The sequence below is a fragment of the Paraburkholderia solitsugae genome (assembly GCF_013177695.1).
Lineage (GTDB): Bacteria > Pseudomonadota > Gammaproteobacteria > Burkholderiales > Burkholderiaceae > Paraburkholderia > Paraburkholderia solitsugae.
This window is the reverse complement of sequence record NZ_WOEY01000017.1, coordinates 63,341-86,386: the sequence shown is the minus strand read 5'-3', so window position 1 is coordinate 86,386 and position 23,046 is coordinate 63,341. Positions and strand designations below refer to the sequence as shown.

At 56.0% G+C, this 23,046-nt stretch carries 12 protein-coding genes and 5 pseudogenes; 11 read left to right on the top strand and 6 right to left on the bottom strand.

The window, feature by feature from the left end:
* The 3 genes from GNZ12_RS04390 to GNZ12_RS04380 form a co-directional block, all read left to right on the top strand.
* A partial coding sequence (locus GNZ12_RS04390; RefSeq protein WP_172309186.1) for a TolC family protein occupies nt 1-591 on the top strand: 591 nt, incomplete at its 5' end.
* Nucleotides 592-660: 69 nt separating this feature from the next.
* Entirely contained in the window at nt 661-1,821 is a 1,161-nt protein-coding gene (locus tag GNZ12_RS04385) for an HlyD family efflux transporter periplasmic adaptor subunit (RefSeq protein ID WP_172309185.1), read from the top strand.
* Nucleotides 1,822-1,895: 74 nt separating this feature from the next.
* On the top strand, nt 1,896-3,452 hold the full coding sequence (locus GNZ12_RS04380; RefSeq protein WP_172309184.1) for a DHA2 family efflux MFS transporter permease subunit: 1,557 nt from the start codon (nt 1,896-1,898) through the stop codon (nt 3,450-3,452).
* A gap of 1,473 nt (nt 3,453-4,925) precedes the next feature.
* On the opposite strand, the gene GNZ12_RS45495 is transcribed toward GNZ12_RS04380, so the two are convergent.
* Together GNZ12_RS45495 and GNZ12_RS04370 are read right to left on the bottom strand one after the other, a co-directional pair.
* Nucleotides 4,926-5,186, bottom strand: coding sequence for a DUF3331 domain-containing protein (locus GNZ12_RS45495; RefSeq protein ID WP_407947679.1), 261 nt, complete (start codon nt 5,184-5,186; stop codon nt 4,926-4,928).
* Between the two features lie 568 nt (nt 5,187-5,754).
* Nucleotides 5,755-6,084: pseudogene (locus GNZ12_RS04370) on the bottom strand (Ohr family peroxiredoxin); the annotation flags it as partial.
* A 779-nt stretch (nt 6,085-6,863) separates the two neighbouring features.
* Between GNZ12_RS04370 and GNZ12_RS04365 the strand changes: the two are divergent.
* The 3 genes from GNZ12_RS04365 (at nt 6,864) to GNZ12_RS04355 (ending at nt 9,228) form a co-directional block, all read left to right on the top strand.
* Nucleotides 6,864-7,802, top strand: a complete 939-nt coding sequence (locus tag GNZ12_RS04365; protein WP_172309181.1) for a LysR family transcriptional regulator — start codon at nt 6,864-6,866, stop codon at nt 7,800-7,802.
* 106 nt (nt 7,803-7,908) lie between these two features.
* Nucleotides 7,909-8,442: a hypothetical protein gene (locus GNZ12_RS04360; RefSeq protein ID WP_172309180.1), complete on the top strand. Its 534-nt coding sequence runs from the start codon at nt 7,909-7,911 to the stop codon at nt 8,440-8,442.
* Nucleotides 8,443-8,508: 66 nt separating this feature from the next.
* A complete protein-coding gene (locus tag GNZ12_RS04355; protein ID WP_235993596.1) occupies nt 8,509-9,228 on the top strand; it encodes a dienelactone hydrolase family protein in 720 nt (239 codons plus the stop codon).
* Between the two features lie 1,100 nt (nt 9,229-10,328).
* On the opposite strand, the pseudogene GNZ12_RS45750 reads toward GNZ12_RS04355, so the two are convergent.
* A pseudogene (locus GNZ12_RS45750) lies at nt 10,329-10,935 on the bottom strand (transposase); the annotation flags it as partial.
* Nucleotides 10,936-11,176: 241 nt separating this feature from the next.
* On the opposite strand from GNZ12_RS45750, the gene GNZ12_RS04345 reads away from it, so the two are divergent.
* The 4 genes and pseudogenes from GNZ12_RS04345 (at nt 11,177) to GNZ12_RS04330 (ending at nt 18,960) form a co-directional block, all read left to right on the top strand.
* The gene (locus tag GNZ12_RS04345; protein ID WP_172309179.1) at nt 11,177-14,038 is read left to right on the top strand and encodes an ATP-binding protein; all 2,862 of its coding nucleotides are present in this window, start codon (nt 11,177-11,179) and stop codon (nt 14,036-14,038) included.
* A gap of 429 nt (nt 14,039-14,467) precedes the next feature.
* Nucleotides 14,468-14,587: pseudogene (locus tag GNZ12_RS45485) on the top strand (DDE-type integrase/transposase/recombinase); the annotation flags it as partial.
* 283 nt (nt 14,588-14,870) lie between these two features.
* Complete coding sequence (locus GNZ12_RS04335) at nt 14,871-17,741, top strand: ATP-binding protein (RefSeq protein WP_172309177.1); 2,871 nt, start codon at nt 14,871-14,873, stop codon at nt 17,739-17,741.
* 610 nt (nt 17,742-18,351) lie between these two features.
* The gene (locus GNZ12_RS04330) at nt 18,352-18,960 is read left to right on the top strand and encodes an ABC transporter permease (protein WP_172309176.1); all 609 of its coding nucleotides are present in this window, start codon (nt 18,352-18,354) and stop codon (nt 18,958-18,960) included.
* Between the two features lie 37 nt (nt 18,961-18,997).
* On the opposite strand, the pseudogene GNZ12_RS04325 reads toward GNZ12_RS04330, so the two are convergent.
* Nucleotides 18,998-19,171 (bottom strand): annotated as a pseudogene (locus tag GNZ12_RS04325) (transposase domain-containing protein); the annotation flags it as partial.
* Nucleotides 19,172-19,301: 130 nt separating this feature from the next.
* Here GNZ12_RS04325 and GNZ12_RS04320 point away from each other — a divergent pair.
* Nucleotides 19,302-19,577, top strand: a complete 276-nt coding sequence (locus GNZ12_RS04320) for a hypothetical protein (RefSeq protein ID WP_172309175.1) — start codon at nt 19,302-19,304, stop codon at nt 19,575-19,577.
* 636 nt (nt 19,578-20,213) lie between these two features.
* Here GNZ12_RS04320 and GNZ12_RS04315 read toward each other — a convergent pair.
* Nucleotides 20,214-21,773 (bottom strand): DHA2 family efflux MFS transporter permease subunit, encoded by a 1,560-nt coding sequence (locus GNZ12_RS04315; protein ID WP_172309174.1) that lies wholly within the window; start codon nt 21,771-21,773, stop codon nt 20,214-20,216.
* An 86-nt stretch (nt 21,774-21,859) separates the two neighbouring features.
* Nucleotides 21,860-23,014, bottom strand: a pseudogene (locus GNZ12_RS04310) (HlyD family secretion protein); the annotation flags it as partial.
* Between the last annotated feature and the right edge of the window lie 32 nt (nt 23,015-23,046).

The following is a 23,046-nucleotide window of genomic DNA, read 5'->3' as shown; positions in this document are numbered from 1 at the left end:
TGGCAGGTTGATGCCGCACAGCACGGCATCAAGGAGGCGAAGGCTGAGTTCTACCCCGACATCAATCTTTCTGCCTCAGCCGGCCTCGACGCCTTTGGATGGGGGCGTCTCCTGACCGCATCAAGTGGACAGATTGCGGCAGGTCCGGCTATCCATCTTCCGATCTTCGATGCTGGCGCACTGCGCTCGCAGCTTAAGGGGCGTTACGCCGATTTCGATTATGAGGTCGCCAACTACAACAAGACACTGATCAACGCGTTGTCCGACGTTGCATCGCAGGTCACGCTCATTCATTCGACGGATAAGCAACTCGTGGATGCGCAGGCGGCATTTGACGCGCAGACAAGAGCATACAAGCTAGCGGTGGTTCGGTATGGTTCGGGACTGACCCAGCAACTGGCAGTGCTTAACGCCGACAACAATCGCCTTGCAGCCGAGGAGGCCGTCGCCAATTTGAGAATGGACCGCCGCAACTCGCAGGTCGCGCTCATCAAGGCGCTAGGCGGCGGTTTCAATTCGTCGAGTACGGATCTCGCTGCGTCGGCTAACGACCATGCAGCATCGCATTCAGCCGACAAGACGTCCCACTAATTCCCCCCTATCTAAGAACCCGCGCGTCGCCGGCTGGCTACGCGAACTCAATTTAGCTGGAGTGTAGTTATGAATCAACCCCAATCACCAGAGAGCCACGGGCAACAGAAAAAGAGCGGCAAGCGCAAGCTCTTCGTTGCGTCGCTCGTCACCGTTCTTGCAATTGCCGCTGCCGCATATGGCACCTACTACGAATTGGTCGCGCGATACCACGTTGAAACCGACGATGCATATGTGAATGGCAATGTCGTGCAAATTACGCCACAAGTTACTGGGACCGTGGTTGCTGTCAATGCTGACAACACTCAAATCGTAAGGGTCGGCGAGCCGGTCGTCATGCTCGATCCGGCAGACACGCGAATTGCATTGCAGCAGGCGGAGGCCAACCTGGGACAGACAGTGCGTAAAGTTCATGGTCTGTATGTCGACGACGATCAGTATCGTGCAGCTATCGCCATGCGGCAGTCCGATTTCTCAAAGGCGCAGGACGATTTGCGACGCCGTCTCTCGACCGGCATGTCCGGCGCCGTCTCCGACGAAGAAATATCGCACGCGCGTGATGCCGTAACATCGACTAAAGCGGCTCTAGACGCAGCTAAGCAGCAACTAGGCGTCAATCGCGCGCTTACCGCGAACACAACGGTCGATCAGCATCCTGATGTACTCGCAAGCGCGGCCAAAGTTCGCGACGCCTATCTTGCCTATGCGCGTACAACGCTACCCGCACCGGTTACCGGCTACGTCGCGCAGCGTTCGGTTCAGGTGGGTCAGCGTGTGGCGCCGGGTACACCACTTATGTCCGTGGTCCCGCTGAATCAGGTGTGGGTGGACGCGAATTTTAAAGAGTGGCAGTTGCGCCACATCCGCGTAGGTCAGCCGGTTGATCTGACGGCTGACGTCTACGGTTCCTCAACGGTCTATCACGGCAAGGTGGTTGGGTTCACACCGGGTACCGGTTCGGCTCTGGCGCTCCTGCCAGCGCAGAACGCAACCGGAAACTGGATCAAGGTTGTCCAACGCCTGCCGGTACGCATCGAAATACCAACTGCGGAACTCGAAAAGCATCCGCTGCGCGTCGGCCTTTCAATGAACGTCGACGTCGACGTAAAGGATTCAAATGGACCGCAGCTCGGAACCGAATCCAGCTCGACGTACAAGACTGATGTATTTGCTAAATACGGCGACGAAGCTGATGCCGCGATTGCAAAGATCACTACCGAGAACAAATAACTGGCGCGTCGTGACGCATCGCGACGACAAGCATCGTCGCGACGTGGCGATAGCCATTCGACATATGGATTGTTATGTCTACTAGCCAACCGAATCACCCCCCTCTGACGGGGACAAAATTAGCCTTGGGATCGTTATGTGTGGGGCTTGCAGGTTTTATGACGGTGCTCGACTCGTCGATCGCCAACGTAGCGATTCCAACGATCTCAGGCAATCTCGGCGTGTCGGGCGACGAGGGTACATGGGTTATTACGGTATTTGCCGCCGCCAACTCGGTGGCGATTCCGCTGACCGGATGGTTGACGCAACGTTTGGGTCAGGTCCGTCTCTTTATCGGCTCGATCCTTTTGTTCGTCGTGGCGTCTTTCCTTTGTGGAATCGCACCTTCGCTGCCGATTCTATTGTTCGCTCGCGTCTTGCAGGGCGCAGTGGCCGGCCCCCTGATTCCGATGTCACAGGCGCTATTGCTTAGCTCATGGCCAAGGGCTAAGTCGGCTCTAGCGCTAGCATTGTTCTCGATGATCGTCGTCACCGGACCAATTGTTGGGCCAGCACTGGGCGGATGGGTGACAGACAGCTACAGTTGGTCGTGGATCTTTTACATCAATATTCCGGTCGGATTGCTTTCTGCGGGAATGGTTTGGATGCTTTACCGGGATCGCGATACTCCAACAAAGAAACTCCCAGTCGACAAAGTCGGCCTCGGATTGCTTATCATCTGGGTCGCATCTCTTCAGGTTATGCTAGACAAAGGTAAGGATCTCGATTGGTTCTCGTCAAATACAATAGTCATCCTGACTATTATTGCAGCTGTTGGCCTGGTACTCTTCGTCATCTGGGAATTAACGGACAAAAGTCCAATTGTCGATCTGACACTTTTCAAACAGCGTAACTTCCTCGGTGGGACGGTGTCGATCGCCGTGGCGTACGGCATCTTCTTCGGCACCTTGGTGTTGTTGCCTCAATGGATGCAGGAATATCTCGGCTATCGGGCCGTGGACGCGGGGCTCGCGACGGCGCCGCTTGGAATCTTTGCCGTCATTGGGGCTCCGATCATGGGCAAGATTCTGCCGCGCTCTGACGCGCGGATCATCGGTACATGCGCCTTCCTTGGTTTTGCGACTGTGTATTACATGCGATCGTTCTTCTATACGGACCTGAGCGAAGGCTATATCATTCTGCCGACGCTGCTTCAGGGCATTCCCATGGCGCTTTTCTTCGCACCTCTGACAGTTATCATCCTTTCAGGACAGCCGCCGGAGAAAGTGCCGGCGGCAGCCGGCCTCTCAACCTTCTTCCGGATGTTTTTTGGCGGGATTGGCACGTCGCTGGCAAACGTCGTCTGGAATAATCGGACGATCCTTCACCATGAAATTCTCACCCAGCAGTCCAGTCCGACCAATCCCATGTTCACGCAGCAGATTGATACATATCACTCGTTGCTGGGATTGGGGAAGGGAGCGTCGTACGCGCTGTTCGATCATACGGTCCAAGCGCAGGCGGCTGTAATGGGCCTGAACGATGTATTCTATGGTTCGGCGCTCATCATGGTCTTGATCATTCCTCTGATTTGGATAACAAAGCCGAAGAAATCGGCTGCAGCGAGCGACGCGGCGGCCGCTGCGCATTGATCGGTTAAAAAAGATACAGCGTGTTGGCGAATCCGTGTGTTCAGCACCGCAATCACCAGTTCAGCGCATCGAGAAGGTGGTGCCTTTACTTGCGGTCAAATGCGGCTTGTTCCCCTGGATTGCTTTACGCATTGCGTGTGAAGCGCAGCTCGGTAGTAGCCGGCCAGTTCGCGGGTTGTGGTTGCAGAGCGCGCAAGCGTGCGGGCAGTGGCCCGCATGCTTGAACCGGTCAGGAACATGCTTGCAGCCGTCGGCCGCTCGTCTGACAATTAAAAGTGCTTCGGCTACATTTCGCACTCAACGCTCGCCTTGCGGGAATAGCTCTTCAGCTCGTTGGTAGTTGGTGGAGAGGCAGAGGTTTCCGTGCAACGCATGTCTCACTTTGTTTTCCGAAGGTCGAGGGTCCTTTCGAACCCGGCGCGCAAGGCTGGAATCCTGATCGGTGTGCAGTACCCGCATTGAACGCCGTGGAACTGATTGAATGCCTGCGCCAATGGACGATCATACAGTCGCCTTTCCTGCCGTCCATGATTTGCACCTCATCCTTCTGCCTGCGCGCTTAGCATCGTGCATCATCGTGTCGCCGACCGTCGATCGAAGTGCGTGCTGCATTCAGACGTGGCGTAGCCGACGTGCGCTCCGGTCCAACGAAAGAAGTCGCGCAACGCGCGTACCAACAATTTCATTGCTTCTGCGTTGATATGTCTATATTCGCCATTGGTTGTGAACGTGACTTTCATGGTGGCTACGTTGCATCTTGTTCATTCGGTGCTCTACGCGGACTCAGTGTCTGACCGTGCGCATCTATCGAGACTACTGCTACGAGGTCGTCTTGTCGAAATCAATTCCATCGACACACTATTGAAAGAAGAGAAGGAATTGCGCGGCGAGCTTGCTTGGAGCGGTCCTGGCAAGCCGGCAGCGAAGTTTTAAAAGACCGGGGAAATAATCTCGGTATTTGTATCGGCGACTGGCTTCTGCACCGAGGTATGAAGTTGAGGGCAGGTATCACGCATCAGAGTTTTCGCGAAGCACGAACATTGTTTTTTGCTCACCGCGATGGTGAGTGGCCGCATGCCATGCGAAATTCGAACCGCGTCGGCCACCGTGCTTCTCCGATGAGTCGAACTCGTTAGTACACGGCGACGCATGTGTGCAATGAGCGCCGCGCGGATGATCGGCGCTTGCCGCTTTGGTTGTTGCAGTGACGCTGGCGCGCGCGTTGGATGAAAAGACCTTGTCCGATGAAATCCTGCAGGCTACGATGATGACGCTGTTGGGCCGGCCGGCAAACGCGAATGAATCTGGAAGGGGGTCTCCGTGTAGGGAATGGGTTGATCGCCGTTACTGCGATGCGTCGGCTAACCTGTCGACTTGTTCGGCCGTCGTTCCCGCCGCTCTTGCTCGTCCGTTTACTCACAATTTGACCGCGCCAGCCACTCGACTGCGAATTCAACGCATGATGCAGACGCGTCAGTCTGTGCGGTTAAGCGCAGCGGCCAGGATCATCTCGTCGCGATTGGCTGGGCGTAGTCGACCGCGCGCGCGCGGCCTAAAGACCGTGTCTCCTACCTGGATGCGCTGGCCGGTCAATGCACAATACCCACTGTTGCGAGCCGTGACCCGACCCCAGACTTGGTCGGCGTAGTGACACATCGTAGGATCACACCATGATATCAGCGCGGTTACAGCGTCCTGACGCTCGATTGCCGTGATCTTGCTGCCCGGGCCCATAACCGACACAGCCCGATGAGACTTGGCCGCTTTTCCTATCCATGCTTCGCGTGCGTCGTGTCTGTAGGCAGCAGGCAATGACGCTCCACTAGCGATATCGTCGCCGCTGGAGAGAAGCGACAAAAGTGAGACCACCTGGCTCCACGGATTGACTTGTTCCATGTCGGCATGCCTTTCAGAAATGAAACTCCAACAAAATGAGCCGAAGGGGGTTTTAACCGGAATCGCGCTCCGCTAATTTATTCGTTGTCTCGTTGTCTCGTTGTCTCGTTGTCGAAGAGGACAGGGCTTAACATGTACTCGATGACGAATCGTAGACACCGCTCCAACTGCTGTTACGACTGCCCTCGCTTCGGCGGAGCCGGCATTCTGAGCGAAAACTGTTGGACGGTCGTACCGTGCCGACCGGCATACCATTCCTGCCTCAGTCTTGGATCCCTTGGGAGATGTTCCCGCCGAAGATTGGGTCCGGTTCGCGCATGAGATGCTCGTATCGCTTGCGCGATTTGCAGGAAGCAGTGGAGGCCGCTGCAGTCGTCTGCACTACGTAATGTCATTTCCGACGAATTCGCGAAACTCGCTCGCAGTCTGTTCCAAAGGAAACCTCGATACCAAGACCGGTCGGAATAGATCCGATACCTACGCTATCGACGACGGAAACTTCAGCCGGGATTGCGATTCCGTTTCGCGCTGCGACAAACTTCATTGCACCGATAAAGCACGCACTGTAGCCTGCGGCAAAAAGTTGTTCGGGATTGGTTCCTTCGCCACGTGCGCCCCCAAGCTTACGTGGCGGAGTCAGGTTGAAATCGAGCTTGTTTCCAGGCACGACGGTGTGACCGTCGCCGCCTCCGGTCGCTCGAGCGTCGGCGCGATGAAGAACTCTCTCGATAGACATAGCCGAACTCCTTCAGGGGCTATTGGTAGCGTGCAGAAATCTAGCCTCCAACGCGAGGCGTTCTTGGGCAGGAAGTAGTAACGAATCCTCGAAGTCTTGGCACTAACCATTTCCGACAGATCCCGATAGCTAAACCGCTGTACCCCCGCCATGATCTGGGTGACGGAGCGGTCGAAAATTCGTTCGTGCAGTGTTGGTTTTGTCTCCATGCGCAGAGTCCTATTGGCAGTTGATGGGATGTCGACATGAATTTTGATAGGGCGGTTTCCTCCGCGATAGGTGGTTTGCGCGATGCGGAAAGCGTTCCTGCTGATAGCGCCTATGTTCGGTGTACGGGCGTGCCCTGTGGGTCGTCCGGAACCGCCATGAACCGGGCGAGTGAGCGTCCGTTTAGATGCTGAAAGCCGACCATCGCTACAGCGTGATTCATGAGCGTTGCTCCGCTGACGCATGCCTGTCAGGCGGCACATGCGTCAAGAGTAGTGGCCCGGCAACATCATTGCCTCCTGTTACGCTGAAAAATCCTGAAATATTCTGGTCTGATGCCTCGGCGTTACTTGGGGCGCAACGGAGCGACAGGCGGGAGGGCGACAGGAACGGGCGGCACAGGTAGTCGGTGCTGGGAGTATTTCAAGGCGGTCTGGCTGTCTATTGAAGGCAGCAACTTGCTTGGCAGTGGAAGAGATTAGGGGATTCGCGAAAAATGATCTGCGTATCTATAATCTTGCGGTAGCTGGAGGTAGTGTCTTCGCGATTTGGACTCCCATCTGGAGCACGGCATGGACATACTGAATAATATGCGCGTCTTTGTGCGCGTCGTCGAAGCTGGAAGCTTCACTATGGCGGCAAACCGCATGGATGGCACTCCCGGCCAGACCTCGCGCGCCGTTTCGGATCTGGAGACGCACCTCCGAACCCGGTTGCTCAACAGGACCACGCGCCGCATCGCGCTGACCGAAGCTGGTGAGCGATATTACGAGCATTGCATGCAGATCCTCGCCTATGTCGAAGTGGCTGAGGCGGAAGCGGGTAACGCACACGCGCGTCCCTTTGGGAAACTGAAGGTTCGCTCACCAGTCGGGTTTGGACAACACTACCTTATAAAGGCGATCGGCGCGTATCAGAAGCAATATCCGGATGTCAAAGTTCAGTTGACGCTTGCCAATGGCATGCCGGATTTCATCGAAGACGGTTGCGATGTTGCGATCGTCGGTACGTTGGCGCTGGTAGATTCTGAGCTCATTTCACAGAAATTCGGCAGTGCCTTCAGCATCGTTTGCGCGTCACGCAGTTACATCGAGGCACACGGTATTCCGCATAACCCAGACGATCTCGTGGGGCACACGTGTATCCACCTGAACACACCTGAATTTCCAATGAACGTGTGGACCTTCGATGGGCCAAAAGGAAAGGAGTGCGTGCAACTCCGCCCGGCCTCGCTTGAAGTCAATACACCCGAGGCTCTCGCAACCGGAGTACGGGAAGGGTTGGGAATCGGCTTGATTCCAATTTACTCGGCGATCAGCGGGTTGTCCGACGGTGAACTTGCATGGGTACTACCCGAATACAAATCGCAGGAGATGGGTCTGTACGCGATGTATGCCTCGCGACGATATGTGGACGCAAAGATTCGCACGTTGGTCGATTATCTGAAGGATACGATGCCGGTGACACTGGCCAGCGATCAGGAAGCCGCTCGTAGATTTGCTCAGTGTTGATCGATCTCACGCAAGAAGGTTGGCAGAAGGAACGTTGCGGCTACTGTCATAGACGGTATTTCAGCGTGTCATACCGATACGTTGGCCAAAAGGGCGCAGAAATCGAATGAACCTGCACGTCCGGGCTTTACGGGACGACCTGCGCGCGGCTGTCGAATGGAACCACTCAACCGACGAAACAGCGGTGATTGCGATCGAGTTCGCCGTGGCCGATATCGTGCCGTCCGTGCAACTCACACTGGTCGAGCAATTTCTTAACCGCGTGCATACAGTTCTTGAGGCGTTAGCGCGGCTTCCAGCCCACGCCAGAGTGATTTCCCCTGCGGGCTCGACGCGCTCTTTGCTTGCGCAGACATTGGCTTTTCTTGACTGCCACGGCGAGGCCGATTTGATAGCGCACCTAGCACTCGAGGACGCGCACCCGCTCGACCGCACCTTGTCGATCTGCCGCGTGTTGAGCGAGGCATTGCCTCCAATGGCGTTGCTGTGTAACGGCGATGCAGATTCGACCTGGCAGAATCGATCTTGCGAGCGCCATACGAACTCCTCAAATCATCTCGTGCGGTCTCACCGCACACCGACGATGCCACGGTCTGAAACAAAAGATTTCAGGACTTTTCAGCGCCACAGGACGCGATGACATCGCTGGGCCGCTACTCTTGACGCATGTGCCACCTGGCCGTCATGCGTCCGAGGAGCAATGATCATGAAATATCGCGGGACAATGGTCGGTTTTAAGCGACCGGATGGACACGAGCTAGACGGCTACCTGGCCGCACCGGACGATCAGACCGGCGCACCTGCGGTACTCGTTCTTCAGGAATGGTGGGGGCTCAATGACCAGATACGAGGAGTCGCGGATCGGCTTGCGAGCGCCGGCTATTTCGCGCTCGTTCCCGATCTCTATCGAGGAAAGGTGACTGTAGAAGAGGAAGAGGCAAATCATCTGATGAATAGTCTCGATTTCGCCGAAGTTACTTCGCAGGACGTCGCTGGGGCGCTGCAGTATCTCGGAACGAAGTCGGACCGGATAGCCGCGATGGGCTACTGCATGGGGGGAGCGCTGACACTGCTTGCACTGTGCCATCACTCTCTGCTCTCCGCAGGCGTCGTCTGGTATGGTTTTCCGCCGCTCGAGTACATCGACGCGGCGAAAATTAAAGCCCCAGTTATCGGCCACTGGGCACTTCAGGACGCGTTCTTCGCTATCGACACGGTCAACGAGTTGGAGTTGCGATTGCGCGACGCCGGCGTGGATGTTCACTTCCATCGATACCTCGCCTATCACGCATTCGCGAACGATACGGCGGTCGGCCCCGAGCGCATATCCCGTGAGCAATTCGATCAGGTCTGGGCGGAGAAAGCGTGGGATCGAACTTTCACCTTCCTCGGTCGGACCATGTGGAAGCGACGGAGGCGTAAATGAATGTAAGCGGCTCCTCGGCACAGTCGCGGCGTCAAAGCCCAGAATCGCCACGGTCGTGTCCATCAATGCGATCTTGACCGGGCACGTGCGATCTACGGCGCGCCTCGTCACGCGCGAAGGCATGCCGCGCTTATGGCAGCCGAGTAGTAAGTCGGATAAGCGACATAAATTATGTATCGCATGCTGACAGGATCAATTCGCGCTCAACCACCCGGTGCGCCCGGTCGGACAGTTCCCTTGAGGACACATGCTGGCTTGCCGTCACGCAAGTCGCGGCGAAATGCGCCCGGACTGAAGCTCGTTCATTTGCGAAATGGCTCGATGAAACGCGCTCGGCTCCGTGAAATCGCCTTCGCAAAAACCTCCCGTGTCAACGACACGAGCGAACACATTCAGGTTGTGTGGCATGTCTATGTTGAATTCATTCCGTAGTTTAGGCTGCATTAATATGGCACTCAACTGAACAGCAGCGCTGCGCCGGTTCTGCCAAATCTCCGCGGAACCTGTCATCAATCCTTGCAACCCCACCGCAGTCATTTAGGTAGACAATAGACGGAAGTGCTGGCTGTGGGGTGCTGGGTTCTAACGTATAGCGTCGAATACCATCAGTACAATGGACTGAACAAGTGGGCTGAAAATTCGCTCCGATGGACACGGGTGCGCGAGAAGGTGAGGGAACGCGTCAACCGCAACGTTTCCCTTTGGTCCACGATCAGCTAAGCAATCTCCTAACGCGTTGCCGTTACTGCACCAACCCACAGCAGAAGCTGATGATTCGTACGCCGGCGTTCGTGGAAGCGCGTGATGAGTACTCCGATTCAGGAATGCCTCCAGATCCTTGCATGGTGCGTGTTAGCCGAGTGCGTGCTGTTCGGCAACTCGACGATACGCCGTGAACGCCTCGCGCGGTGGAGATGCGTTCGGGCTTCACCGGCGATTCTGGGTTTTGACGTCAAGATTGTGTCGAGAAGTCGCATCCCGTTGCGCTGAAACGGCCTGAAATTTTATGCTTCAGAGCGCGGCGTCATGGCGCAGTGGGACCGCAAGAGAGAATTCGAAGGGTTCGTATGGTGCTGGCAAGATCGGTTCTGTGGCTATACCAGCAGGAACTCGTCATGGACACTTGTCGGCCCACGCAGTCGTAAGTGTCGAAGTTTGAGGATACGTTTGAGGTGAGCAAAGAGTATTTCCATCTTCTTTCGCGCGCGACAAGATTGCCTGTATTCCGCCGTTGTCGCAATGCGTCTGGCGTCGTCGCGGGCTGCTTCGCAAATGCAGCGGGTGCTCTTGCGGATGGACGTATTCGAACGGCAGCGATCCTTCATCGAACAACCGGCGCATCATTGCGTAACGTACGTCCCGCAGGACAGCGATATTCGTTTGGCCAGCTTGTTCCAATAGAACTCTCTACTGGATAATGTGTTGTCCCTGCGTGTGGTAGTGTCCCAAACCAGAACATGGGGCAATCTCCGTCTGCATGACCATCCAGTCAAGCAACGTTGCGGAGCCGTGCGCCGTGTCGCCGATGAGCTGTTGAGGCTTTAGGTCAAACAGCCGCTCCACCCAATCAAACATCGTCCTGGTCGAGTCCACTTCGTGTGATCGGGTCGCGGGCGTTGCTTCGACGGCTACAATGATCCCAGTCTGCAGATCAATCAGATAGTTCGTCGAGTAGGCGGCAGTATGCTGCGCGGACCGGCTCGCCGTTCAGACTGTGGGAAGGCGGCGTTTCGCTGTTGCATCGACCTGAATTCCGCTTGGGTCTTAATCGGCCCATACCTTCGTTGACGAAGCTGTCTTTGAAGTCGTACGGTACGCTTAATTAATGAGCCACGCTTCCTGTAACCGCTTTTTGTACGCCGATGTTATTGGGGCAAGATAAATAGCTAGTCGGGCATCGAATGAAGGGCTAGACTTTTCATGATCCGCGCTGCCCTGAGGATGCATCATGGTCGTGCCGTCTCAGCCTGCTATCCTGTTCCACTTCGGCGCGACAACCTTTAACCCCGGGCGTCGCGAGTTGAGTCATAACGGTGTGCCCCTCCGCGTTGGAGGGCGTGCTTTCGACCTTCTCATGTTGCTCATCGAGCAGCGCGGCACGGTCGTTAGCAAAGAGCAAATCATGGAGGTGGTTTGGCCGCGAAGAGTCGTCGGCGAAAACACCCTGGAAGGTCAGGTATCGCTACTGCGACGCGCGCTACAAAGCGACCGCGACGTGGTCCGGACCATTGCCGGGCGGGGCTATCAGTTCGTCGGAGAGTTAGACATTGATGAGTCGCCCGCTCCAGATCGTGCGAGCATGGCGCCGACAAGCGTGCCCGCATTGCGAGGCAAGGGGCTTCCTGTTCACTTATCACGTCTCATCGGGCGTGAAACGCAACTCGCCGAGGTCGCAGATCTCATCCGGTCGCGACGCCTCGTGACGCTCGTCGGCGTAGGCGGCGTCGGCAAAACCCGGCTCGCGATCGAAGCGGCCCGCCAGGCGTCATCAACCTTTGCCGACGGCGCTGTTCTCGTGGAATTGGCGGCAACCGCGTCGGTTGACTACCTTCCGGCCACTGTAGCAGCCGCATTCGGTTTTTCGCCGGGTGATGGAACGCAAGATCTCGAAAAAATTGCGCCCAGCCTCCATGATCGACGGCTCCTTATTGTCATTGACAACTGCGAACATCTGATCGAAAGCGCGGCTCAGCTCGTTGAGACGCTGCTGCAGGTGACACCGGCCTCGATAGTGATCGCCACGAGCCGGGAAGCGCTGAGAATCGCGGGCGAGCGCGTATATCACGTACCGTCGCTCGACATGCCCTCGCATCACGACGTGGAAGACGCGAGATGCTTCGGCGCAATCCAGCTATTCCTGGAACGGATCAGCTTGGTTTCGGACGCAGAAATCGGCGCATACATACCGCTCATCACGCGTATCTGCAGACAATTGGACGGCATCCCCTTGGCGATCGAGCTGGCTGCGGCATGCACCGCAACCCTTGGAATTCAGGGTGTGGCCGACCATCTCGATGACCGCTTTCAGATATTACGAAACGGGGCGCGGACTGCCCTTCCGCGCCAACAAACTTTGCGCGCGACGGTGGACTGGAGCTACACGCTTCTGTCACCGCTGCTGCAGACGGTGTTGATCCGGCTCAGTCTGTTTGCGGGGGCCTTCACCCTGGACTCGGCGCAGCGGTTGATCGAAGGCGCCGACATGCCGCAATGTGAAGTGACGACCGCGATCGCCGAACTCGTCGACAAATCGCTGGTGTGCGCGGTTCCAAGTCTGCCCCAGATGCATTACCGGCTACTCGATACGATCCGCGCCTATGCGTATGACCGTCTCGTCGAAAGCGGCACAAGTCACGCCTGGTTAGTTCGCCATGCGCACCTTGTTCTGGACATTTTCCGAACTGCAGAAAAGTTTGCCAATGAACGACTAGAGCTCGACTGGACCCGAACGTTCGGGCTGTATCTCGACGATCTGCGAGCGGCTACCAAATGGAGTTTTTCAAATGACGAGACAGCGGTAATCGCGATTGAGCTCGCAGTGGTCAGTATCGCACCGTCCATGCAATTTGCACTGATCGAGGAATGTCTTCGCCACGCAAACATGGCTCTTGAGGTGTTATCGCGGCTTGACGTCCACGCCCGGCGCAATTTCCCTGTTGTCGAATGGGAAATGAAGCTGCAGGCGGCGCGCGGCGCGTGTCTGTTGTTCCAGAGTGCGGGCGCTGAGACTTGCGAAGCATTCGCCGCAGCGTTGGCGCTCGCAGGGCCGACCGGTGACGTCGAATATCAACTGCGAGGCTTGTGGGGTTGCTGGAGTCATGCGTACTTGAATGGGAAGTATGCAGAAGCGCTTTCGCTTGCGTCACAGTTTTCAGAAGTCGCGGAGAAATCCCGCTGGCCCGGCGACCGAATGGCGGCTCATAGGATGTCTGGAATAGCACATCTGTGTACTGGACAACTCAATGAAGCGCTCGGAGAATTGAACTCGATCTCCATACCGCAGGCGCGTGCCAGTCGCGCTGAGCGTATCAGGTTCCTCTATGACGAGCACAGTATGACGCGCTCCGTGCTCGCTCAGACATTGGCCTTTCTAGGCTGCCACGAAGAGGCGGAGTTGATGGCGCAGCGAGCGCTCGAAGACGCGCGGGCGCTCGATCACGCGCCGTCAATTTGCTATGCGTTGAGTGAGGCATTGTGTCTGACGGCATTGCTGCGTAACGACGATGCGGGGCTCGACCGCGCGGTGCAGATGCTCTCGGACGCTACCCGGCGACACGGCGAGTCGACGTGGAAGGCACGTGCGGAAATGTGGCGAGGTTTGATCGCACTGCGATTGGGGCAGATCGAATCTTATGATCTTAGCATCGCTCCTTCGTTGGATGAAATTGGCGACGCGCAGTATTGCGTCGTATTGACGGCGTTTCTCGCTGAAACCGCCATTGCATTGGCTAGAACTGGTAGACCCCAAGATGCAGACAGTTTGCTTGCTCGCGCAATCGCAAAGGCAGCAATTGCGCGAGATCTCTTTTCCTGGGTAGAGCTGCGGCGGGCGGAAGCGGAGGTTATGCTTCTACGAGGGAAATCCGACGCTATATTGCGCTCGGCAGAGCGCATGCTCCTGAATGCTTTGTACGTCGGGCGGCTTAGAGGGTTCGTGGCGTGGGAGGCGCGTTGCAAGGGTAGTCTGGAGCGGCTATGGAAATTCACGAGAAAGTCGCCGGCTACGGGCGATCTGGTGAGATCTGCGTTGCAGGTGCCCGATGAATCTTTCGATTCGATCGCATTGCGCGCCGATGACACCACGTCCTGATACCAGAAGATTTCAGAATTTTCAGTGCAGCAGGGTGCGATGACGTTGCCGGGGGGTCCACTCTCGACGCATGTGCCGACGCGGCATGCACCAACGGAGCAACGATCGTGGATTACCAGGGGACAATTATGCTTCGCCCGTCCAGACGGACGCGCACTTAACGGCTACTTGGCTTCGCCGGGCAATCGGGTAGGCGTTCCAAATTCGGATACCAAGTTAATGCCAATGCACGGCTGTAGATGAACGGATGCGAAACGCCGATTCGCCAGGCCCAAGTGGCAAGTCGCCCCGGATCGACTCCACCTTGCGACTGGCGCAAGTTCTGGTGATCAGCATCGCTGCTGGGTGAGGCGCTGCGCACCGGAGCTAGTCAGGCGATGAAACCGATGGGCCGCGACTTGGGGGCAGTCGTGGTGAGTCGGCGAGACCTATATGGATATTCTTGGCAAACGGCCATACCTCTTCCTCGCTGTCGACCGCGCGGAAACGACAGTCGATTTTCCCGTCAGCGCGAGGCGTGACATAGCGATTGCAAAATCGTTCTGCTAGTAGGCGACCAGGATTCGGGGCGCGCTCCTGCGTCGATCACGCTGCACGGCTTGTGGCATCTCATCGAGTTCAGTATCCAACTTGGCTGGCGCGGATTGGAATCCGGCGAGCGAGTTGAGGATAGGCATGATCGCCTGAGGATTGCTTGCATCATGCTTTCAGTGGTTGTCGCGATGGATTTCGCACAGGGTTTTACGTACCCATTGTGACGTTCGAGATGTTCTGTACGGTTTCGCAAGTGCTATTCTTCAAGCAACCGTACAGCCTAGTGCCATTTATCAGCATGGACCCAAATAATCTATCGCAAGCCGATCGTATTATTTTATTCGGACCCTTCAGGCTTGTACCGAGCGAGCGCGCCATTTTTGTAGGTGCGGAGAAGGTGAACCTCGGCGACCGCGCTTTTGACATCTTGGTCACTCTCGTCAGTCGCCCGACCGAAGTCATTTCCCACCGTGAATTTAGCGAGCTTGTGTGGCCAAATATCTCCGTCGAAGGCGTCAATTTGCGTGGGCAGATTGCTGCCTTGCGAAAGGTGCTTGGCAGCTACAGTAGCGATTTGCGCCTCATCAAGTCTGTACCGGGTCGTGGTTACTGCTTCGTTGGCGAAGTTTCCTATGAAGAATCCAGCGCAGATGCAAGCCCTCTGTCCAATGACATTAACGAGTCGGCCTCGAACGGCGACGACGACTTTGGAGGTATCACCGGTCGTCGTGCAGACATTCTTTCAATAGTCAAACTGCTCGAAACGAACAGACACGTCACAATCGTGGGGCCTGGCGGTGTCGGCAAAACTACGGCTGCATTAGTAGCGATACGTACTCTCTGCGCCAAATCCGGAATTGATGCGTCTTCAGTCGACCTCTCCACGATTACTGAGCCTACTCTCATACCGACAACCATCGCGTCTGCTTTAGGAATCATGGCAGTGTACGAGTCGCCGCTGGAAGCGGTTGTGAAAGCACTGTCGGGAAAAAGAAAGATTTTGTTTATAGACAGCTGCGAATCCGTCGCTGAGTCTATTGCCGTGGTCGTCGAAACGCTTCTCAGAACGGCCAGCGGGCTGACGATTTTAACGACGAGTCGCGAGCCACTTCGCACTTCAAGAGAATGGATCTATCGTCTCCGTCCTCTTCCTGTTCCGGACAGATCGGCGATCAACGATCCGGACGAGGCAACGCGGTGGCCATCTGTCAAGCTATTCAGTGAACGTGCCGCCGCTTGCCACAGCGAGTTCCAGCTGGAAACGGAGAATGTCAGCGATATCTGTCAAATTTGTATTGCCCTTGATGGCCTCCCGCTGGCCATCGAAATGGCTGCATCGCGCATCCAGTCATTTGGAGCAAAGGGACTACGCGATAACTTACATCACCGTTTTGAAATTCTGTCACAAGGTAAGCGTACAGCATCTCCGCGCCATCAAACGTTGCGTGCAATGATTGACTGGAGTTACGAAACGCTAACGGAACTAGAGAAGGCGACCTTGAGGCGCATCGCAATTTTCAAAAGCCAGTTCTCAATGGCGCAAGCGGTGGCAGTGCTTGGCGAGAACCTGGTGGATTTCGGCGAAACAGAAGGGCGTCTGGCAAGCTTGGTCGACAAGTCATTGCTGATGTCAGATGTGAATGGCTCGACGGTAGTTTTTTATCTATTGAATAGCACGAGAGCCTACCTAATCGAAGAATTGTGGGTTAATGGCGAGTACCACCATCTTGCTCGAATGCACGCGGAATTCGTCTGCTCGGTCTATACAGAACCCGAAACATACGTCGCAGAAAGCTCGAGGCTCTCCCCCCTTGCCTACGAACCTCGAATGATCGATGAAGTCCGCAGTGCACTGGCCTGGTCAATGCGCGAACAAGGGGACTTCCAGCTGGGAATCAGGCTAACCTGGAGTTCTGCGCCGCTCTTCTATACGCTTTCTCTTTTCGACGAATATCGTGTGTACATAGATAAGGCGCTCTCTGCTTTATCACATCACCATAAATCGGATCCCGATTCCGAGTTTCGCCTCCTGCTCGCACTGGCGAGCGCCGACTACCAGACACAATCTTTGCGCCGGGGGGAGGCCACAAGCACATACAAGTCTGTACTTGAACTGGCGAAACATTACGGCGATGTTGGCCGTCAGATACAGGCGCTATACGGAACAATTTGTACAACTGTCATGGCAGGGCAATACAATCAAGCGGCATTGCTAACAAAAAAGATGGCAAAGCACGTAGAATCTTATCCGGCACAGGAGCCCTTACTTCATCGTCTGCAAGCGCTCGTAGACGGACAATCTGGTTGCTTCAATCAAGCGATAATGCACACGCGTCAAGCCTTAACTGTCGCCCCAGCGTACGGTCAGGGACCTGAGCATCAAGACCGTACTCGCTACGATCATCGCGCGACTGTCATGGCTATTCAGGCACGTCTTCTTTGGCTAGTAGGAGACGCGGATGATGCCTTGACGGTTGCGTCAGCAAGCTTGGAACGAGCCCTTGAAATCGACCATAAATTGTCCATTGGGTGCTCACTCGCGTTAGGCGCATGTCCGGTAGCTTGTTGGCGTGGCGATATTGACAGCGTCGTACGGTTTCTGCAAATGCTAGAGGCAATTTCGCATGAGTTCCGACTCCTCAACTGTCGAGGTGAAGCACAATGCTATGCGTACGCCGTACTCGGACGGCATCCGTTCCAAGATTTGTCGCAAAAACAAGTTGACTTACTCTCCCCTGCGTCTCATGAGCTGCTCGCCACCGTCAGTGATGGTTATTTGACGCCACTCGCGATAGAAAGAGCGAAAAGTGGCAAAGCCGGATGGAGCACGGCAGAGATTTTCCGAGCCATCGGAGAGAGCCTGTTGCGCGACGACGTAAAAAGCCGTGGAGATGCCGAACGGATGTTTAATGCCGCTCGCAGAGTTTCAAAACGACAAGGGGCCTTTGCCTGGGAGTTGAGGGCAGCGACGAGTTTGGCACGGAGCCAATATTGTCGAAGGCAATTTAACGAGGCAGAAGAGCTCATCGGCGAAACTCTCGAACGCGTTAAACAAGGACATTCGACACGAGACGTTATGTCCGCTCAATCGTTGCTGAATGACATTGTGAGCCGCTCTAAGTTCGTTGAAGCAAACAGCCCCAAGTTTGGCGGAGGCCACAGCTCTTGATAAAATGACTGGTTTGACGGCGACCGCATGCAGAACCTGGCTTCGAGTTTCTCGGGGCAGCAACAGACATATCGCCAGCGCAGCCGAAGAAATGGCGGCCATGCAGTATCAGATCGGCTGCGAGCGTTGGCTAGGTAAGCAGGCGCGCCGAGAACAACAACTGCAATCAAAGCATGTACGTATGTCTCGTCCCCGAGTCGAATCTCTCACGACTTTCATATTCGGCACAAATATAATTTCCGCTCGCGCGAGACCGCTGCATGGCGGAGCCTAGCCACCGTACTAGGTCTTCTATATCGGGGCGAGCCGTCCCCACTTGCGGTTAGCTGCAGACGGGGCGGGTGGACCGTTTCGGGCGAGGCGTCCGCGAATCTGATGATTAGCCGCTATGTGGGCAATCTGCTTGCGACTTTTAAGGCGATGCCGGATGGCGAGTCGTATCCAGTCAAGGAACGCCTGGCTTCAAAATGTGAGTCGACGAACGGCTCCAAAACGCGCCGCTCACCCGTAAGCGCCCGGCAAACCCGTCTTGACGCATTGATCGACAACACGCTGGTGAGGCGGGGCAGATACGACATAATTCGAGGCATTGAGACTATCAATTATCGCGATGAGCTTCATAGCCATGGTGGCCTGTCTACTAGTTGGCGTCGCAGTCGTCACGGCCATTCTCGCTGCGGTGATCACGCGCGCATCGAAGAATCGCGGCAGCGAAGGCTTGCGACCGGGACGATACATTTTTTCGTTGATAGTCGTTCTTCTGACAGCGGCGTGTGTTTGGCATGGGCTTTTTTTTGCATCCCGCATGATGAATCTCGGTGCAGTCTTGGTCGTGGCAATAGCGTATTGCTACTTCTCACTCGCAAGCTTTACGATCCGCCCAAAGCTCTTGGGGATCATAGTCGGCTCAACTTTCATTGCACCACTCATCCTGACTGTGGTGACGCTACCATTTACCGGTTTGGCGCTCGGGTTCATCTTGCATGACGCCAACCCACCTTACGCGGAAACCACGACGAATGACGGCATGATTTGCCGCACCCGGGAATATGGAATGGCCGCGAGCGATGAGGGACAAGAGGTCGAGCTGATCCGTCCTATATATGGACTCGCGTATCGTAAGGTATTTTCAACTGCTGTTTCCTACCGTATGTCTTCCCAGACACATGGCGAACTCTGTGCATTCGCATCGACGCAATGGCGACTCTCGCCGAAGTGAGCGTCGGTTGTTGCGTTTGCGAGGATCATCCAATGTCTCACACCTGACGGAGCGACTGCCAGCGATGAGGCAGAAGCTCTTCGAGTTGACTTGCCGGCTGCGTAGGTAACCGTGTGAGAGCGTCCCTGAGATAGGCGTAGGGGTCGTGGCCGTTCATCCTCGCGGATTGGATCGGGCTCATGACTGCAGCGGCGCGGCGGCCGGCGCGCAACAATCTCAATTCGATCAAATTTCAATTTGTGTTGGAAGCGAAACTATTTCGTAGCAAGACGGAGATATTTTGGGAGCGGACAGATTGATAGTCTTCCTATTACGGAATGCATCCGTACAAGGAGAAAGTCATGAAGATGGCACAATTGTTCAAGTATCTTACAACCGGTGGTGTTTTGGTTGTTGGGATTACGATGGCTGGTATGGCTAACGCACAGGCCGACCAGAGCCCGGGAACGACCGCTTCGGGTGTTTCAGCTTATAGCGATCAGACAGCCGACTCGTCCGCACCGTCGTCGCCCGACGTGGTGATTCGCGGTGGATACAACGTGGGACGCGCACCGGCAGCGCAGGTTCCCGGCTGTACGGGTCCGGTCAGCTTCTGCAACATGTATAGCGGGAGCTGAAGAACCTTTGAAATGCGGGCATCACTTATTTTCGGTGTCTGTTAAGCATCAGGGGACAGAGCCTTCTAAGCGGGCAGCTTTCGTAGTGGAGAGGATCAGAGTATATTCGGGTGAGTTTGTCGGTCGTTTTTTCTTCAGATCGCCTACGGGAGGAACGTCTAGATCCCGGCGGCGATTGACGATCCTGTGATGTTTACGGAGTTGGAACGTTTTATCAAAGACAGGGGAACCGAGCGGTGTCGCTGTTCGACAATCCGCACCTCCTCGATTGATCCAGTCGATACGGCGGCGTATCAACGCCGCCTTGGGCAACTAGTGCAACGGCGAGATTTCCGGGAGATGCAGGTGCCGGCACAATTTCAGCGACCCGAAGATTGAGATTTCAACTATTGCGGTATCTGCTCTTACCCTGATCAATCGGCAACGGGCTGCGCCCCTGTCCGTACCCATCCGGCAGGCCACGGCTTCCGTATCGGCGGTGGCGAGGATTGGGTAGGAGCCATGCCAAGACTATATTCAACTACAGTATTAAGACCAGAGGGGGCGGCCGCGGGCCAATTTTTCAGACGACCTGGAAAAGCCTGCTGGATCGCCTGTGCCTCGGTGATGGATACGTAGGTTGGCGCCCATCAATACTCAATGTGCAGCGCTTGCAGCCGCCGCGCCGTCCCCGCCAGCTCCACCTGGCTTCGTGATCCAGATCAGCGGAATGATCACGATCATGATGATGGCCGACGCATAGAAGACATCGTTTAGACCCATCATGGCAGCCTCTCTGTCGACAAGGCTATTGAACAGCGCATATGATGATGCCGTATCGAGCCCCAAGAGGGAGTGGTAGGCGTCCAGTTGCTGATTAAACAACGGGTTGGTGGGACTGGTCTGCTGCGTCAGTATCTCGTGATGCAGAATCGTGCGGTTGTTCCATGCGACGTTCGCGAGCGACGTGCCAACGCCACCGCCAAATACCCGTGCGAAAGTCGAAAGACCGGCCGCCGCGGGTACCTTCTCAGGCGGCTGGCCCGACAGGATGATCACCGTCAAGGGCGCGAAAAACAGGGCCATCGGAATGCCCTGGAGCAGCGTCGGAAAGATGATATGCTCAATATCGATCCCGGTAATGAAAAACGACCGCATGTAGTAGACACCTGCGAAACCGATGAACGCAAAAGTCCCAAGGATACGTGCATCGGTACGCGGCAGGATCTTTCCCATGATTGGCGCGCCGATCAATGCGAATACTCCAATCGGCGCCGTGGCGAGACCCGAGTCGAGCGCGCGGTAGCCGAGGTAGGTTTGCATCCACTGTGGAAGCAACACCAGCGTGCCGAAAAATATCGCATAGGCAATCGCGATCGATATCGTACCGCCGAGAAAGTTTCTTTGCCGGAACAGTGTCAGATCGACGATAGGACTCGTCTCCGTGAGTTCCCATACGACGAAGAACGCTAAGCTAATCAGTGCGACGACTGTCAACACGATGATCGTTGTCGACGTAAACCAGTCGAGATCCTTGCCCTTGTCGAGCATCACCTGCAGCGACGCCACCCAGGTGATCAGCAGCAGCAAGCCGACGGTATCAACGGGCAGTTTCCTGGTCGGCGTGTCGCGCTCGCGATAGAGACTCCAGACTGCGCCTGCGGCGAATATGCCGACAGGGATGTTGATATAGAAGATCCACGACCAGCTATAGCTATCTGTGACCCAGCCACCGAGCGCGGGTCCGACAATTGGGCCTGTGACGGCGATCATGGAGAATATTGACAGCGCAAACGAAGACTTTTCTTTTGGCCAGGAGCTGAGCAGTAGCGCTTGCGACATAGGAATTAGTGGTCCGGCTACCACGCCTTGCAGCACGCGCGCCACCAGTAGCACTGGCAATGACCATGCGATGCCGCACAGCCACGACGACAGCACGAACAACAGTATCGATCCGACAAAAAGCCTCACCTGGCCGAGACGCTGGGTCAACCACCCGGTCAATGGAATCGCCACTGAGTTCGCCGCAGCGAATACTGTGATAACCCAGGTACCTTCATCAATCGATACGCCAAGGTTGCCCGAAATGGTAGGAATGGCAACGTTCGCGATCGACGAATCCAGGATGGTCATGAAGCCCGCGAGACCCACACTGAGCGAACCGAGAACGAGCTTGCCGCCGGTCAAGGGCGGATGGGGCGTTGATTGATTCGTCATTGTTTATCTCAGTTGAAAGCGTCCCGTTGCCGTGAAAGACACCCGTCTGCTCACATTGACTACATGCATGCGCTGACCCGTTACCTGTTTGCAGCGATAATGCGAGCGATCTCCACATCGGCTTCATCGCCATACTTTGCGAATACGTCGGTTTGATAGACAGTGTTCCGGACGTTACTGAGCGAGCTACCGCTTTCGTCCTTGATATTGACGTCTACCAGCGTTGACAGGCCGATTGCGAGCGGGTGCTCTTCGAGTTCTTTGGGATCGAGTGCGATCCGAACCGGCAGCCGCTGTACGACCTTGATCCAGTTGCCAGTCGCGTTCTGAGCGGGGAGTAGTGAAAACGCGGACCCTGTTCCAGCAGAAAAGCCGACTACCCTTCCGTGGTACACGACCGACGAACCGTACTTGTCGGCCGTCAGTTCGACCGATTGACCCATCCGCATATGTTTGAGTTGCCCCTCTTTGAAATTCGCGTCGATCCAGATCTGCTGAAGTGGCACAACCGAGACCAATGGATTGCCCGGCGACACGCGTTGACCGACCTGTACCGTTCGCTTGGCGACGTAGCCCGTCACTGGGGCCGGCAGGGTGTTGCGCGCGGCGGCCAGGTAAGCATCACGAACCCTGGCGGCGGCCGCGAGGACGTCGGGGTGGTTATCGATAGTCGTGTTAGTTGTTAGTGCGCGATTCGACGCGAGCCGTTGTTGAGCGGCGTCGAGCGTAGCCTGTGCGGACTTCAATGCATCACGTGCGTGCGAGATTTCCTCTTGCGAGACGGCACCGGCCACTCCGGTGGCCAGCCGTCGCCGCAGATCATCCTGCGTCTTTGACAGATCTGATTGCCGCTGCGCGACCTGCGCCCGATATTGGTCGTCGTCGACATACAGACCGTGTACTCTGCGCACTGTCTGTGCCAGGGTGGCTTCAGCCTGCTGAAGTGCGATGCGGGCGTCGGCTGGGTCGAGCACGACGACCGCTTCGCCTTGCTTCACTGTCTGGGTGTCGTCGGCATTGACGGCGATGACCGTGCCAGTTACTTGCGGTGTGATCTGCACAACGTTGCCGTTGACGTAGGCGTCATCTGTGTCCTCATGGAAACGTGCGACGAGGAGGTAATAGACGCCGTAGACTACCGCCGCGACAAGTATTGCGATGACCACGAGAGTCATCATGAGCTTGCGCTTGCGGTTTCCCTTCGGCTTTGCACCGGCAGGAGGTTGCTGTGACGTGCTCATAGATATGCTCCGTGTTCCTGCAATCTGCGCCG

What these genes read in the sequence shown, in the direction of transcription:
- GNZ12_RS04385 (WP_172309185.1), top strand. Translation starts at nt 661, where the DNA reads ATGAATCAACCCCAATCACCAGAGAGCCACGGGCAACAGAAAAAGAGC.
- GNZ12_RS04380 (WP_172309184.1), top strand. Translation starts at nt 1,896, where the DNA reads ATGTCTACTAGCCAACCGAATCACCCCCCTCTGACGGGGACAAAATTA.
- GNZ12_RS45495 (WP_407947679.1), bottom strand. Translation starts at nt 5,186, where the DNA reads ATGGGCCCGGGCAGCAAGATCACGGCAATCGAGCGTCAGGACGCTGTA.
- GNZ12_RS04365 (WP_172309181.1), top strand. Translation starts at nt 6,864, where the DNA reads ATGGACATACTGAATAATATGCGCGTCTTTGTGCGCGTCGTCGAAGCT.
- GNZ12_RS04360 (WP_172309180.1), top strand. Translation starts at nt 7,909, where the DNA reads ATGAACCTGCACGTCCGGGCTTTACGGGACGACCTGCGCGCGGCTGTC.
- GNZ12_RS04355 (WP_235993596.1), top strand. Translation starts at nt 8,509, where the DNA reads ATGAAATATCGCGGGACAATGGTCGGTTTTAAGCGACCGGATGGACAC.
- GNZ12_RS04345 (WP_172309179.1), top strand. Translation starts at nt 11,177, where the DNA reads ATGGTCGTGCCGTCTCAGCCTGCTATCCTGTTCCACTTCGGCGCGACA.
- GNZ12_RS04335 (WP_172309177.1), top strand. Translation starts at nt 14,871, where the DNA reads ATGGACCCAAATAATCTATCGCAAGCCGATCGTATTATTTTATTCGGA.
- GNZ12_RS04330 (WP_172309176.1), top strand. Translation starts at nt 18,352, where the DNA reads ATGAGCTTCATAGCCATGGTGGCCTGTCTACTAGTTGGCGTCGCAGTC.
- GNZ12_RS04320 (WP_172309175.1), top strand. Translation starts at nt 19,302, where the DNA reads ATGAAGATGGCACAATTGTTCAAGTATCTTACAACCGGTGGTGTTTTG.
- GNZ12_RS04315 (WP_172309174.1), bottom strand. Translation starts at nt 21,773, where the DNA reads ATGACGAATCAATCAACGCCCCATCCGCCCTTGACCGGCGGCAAGCTC.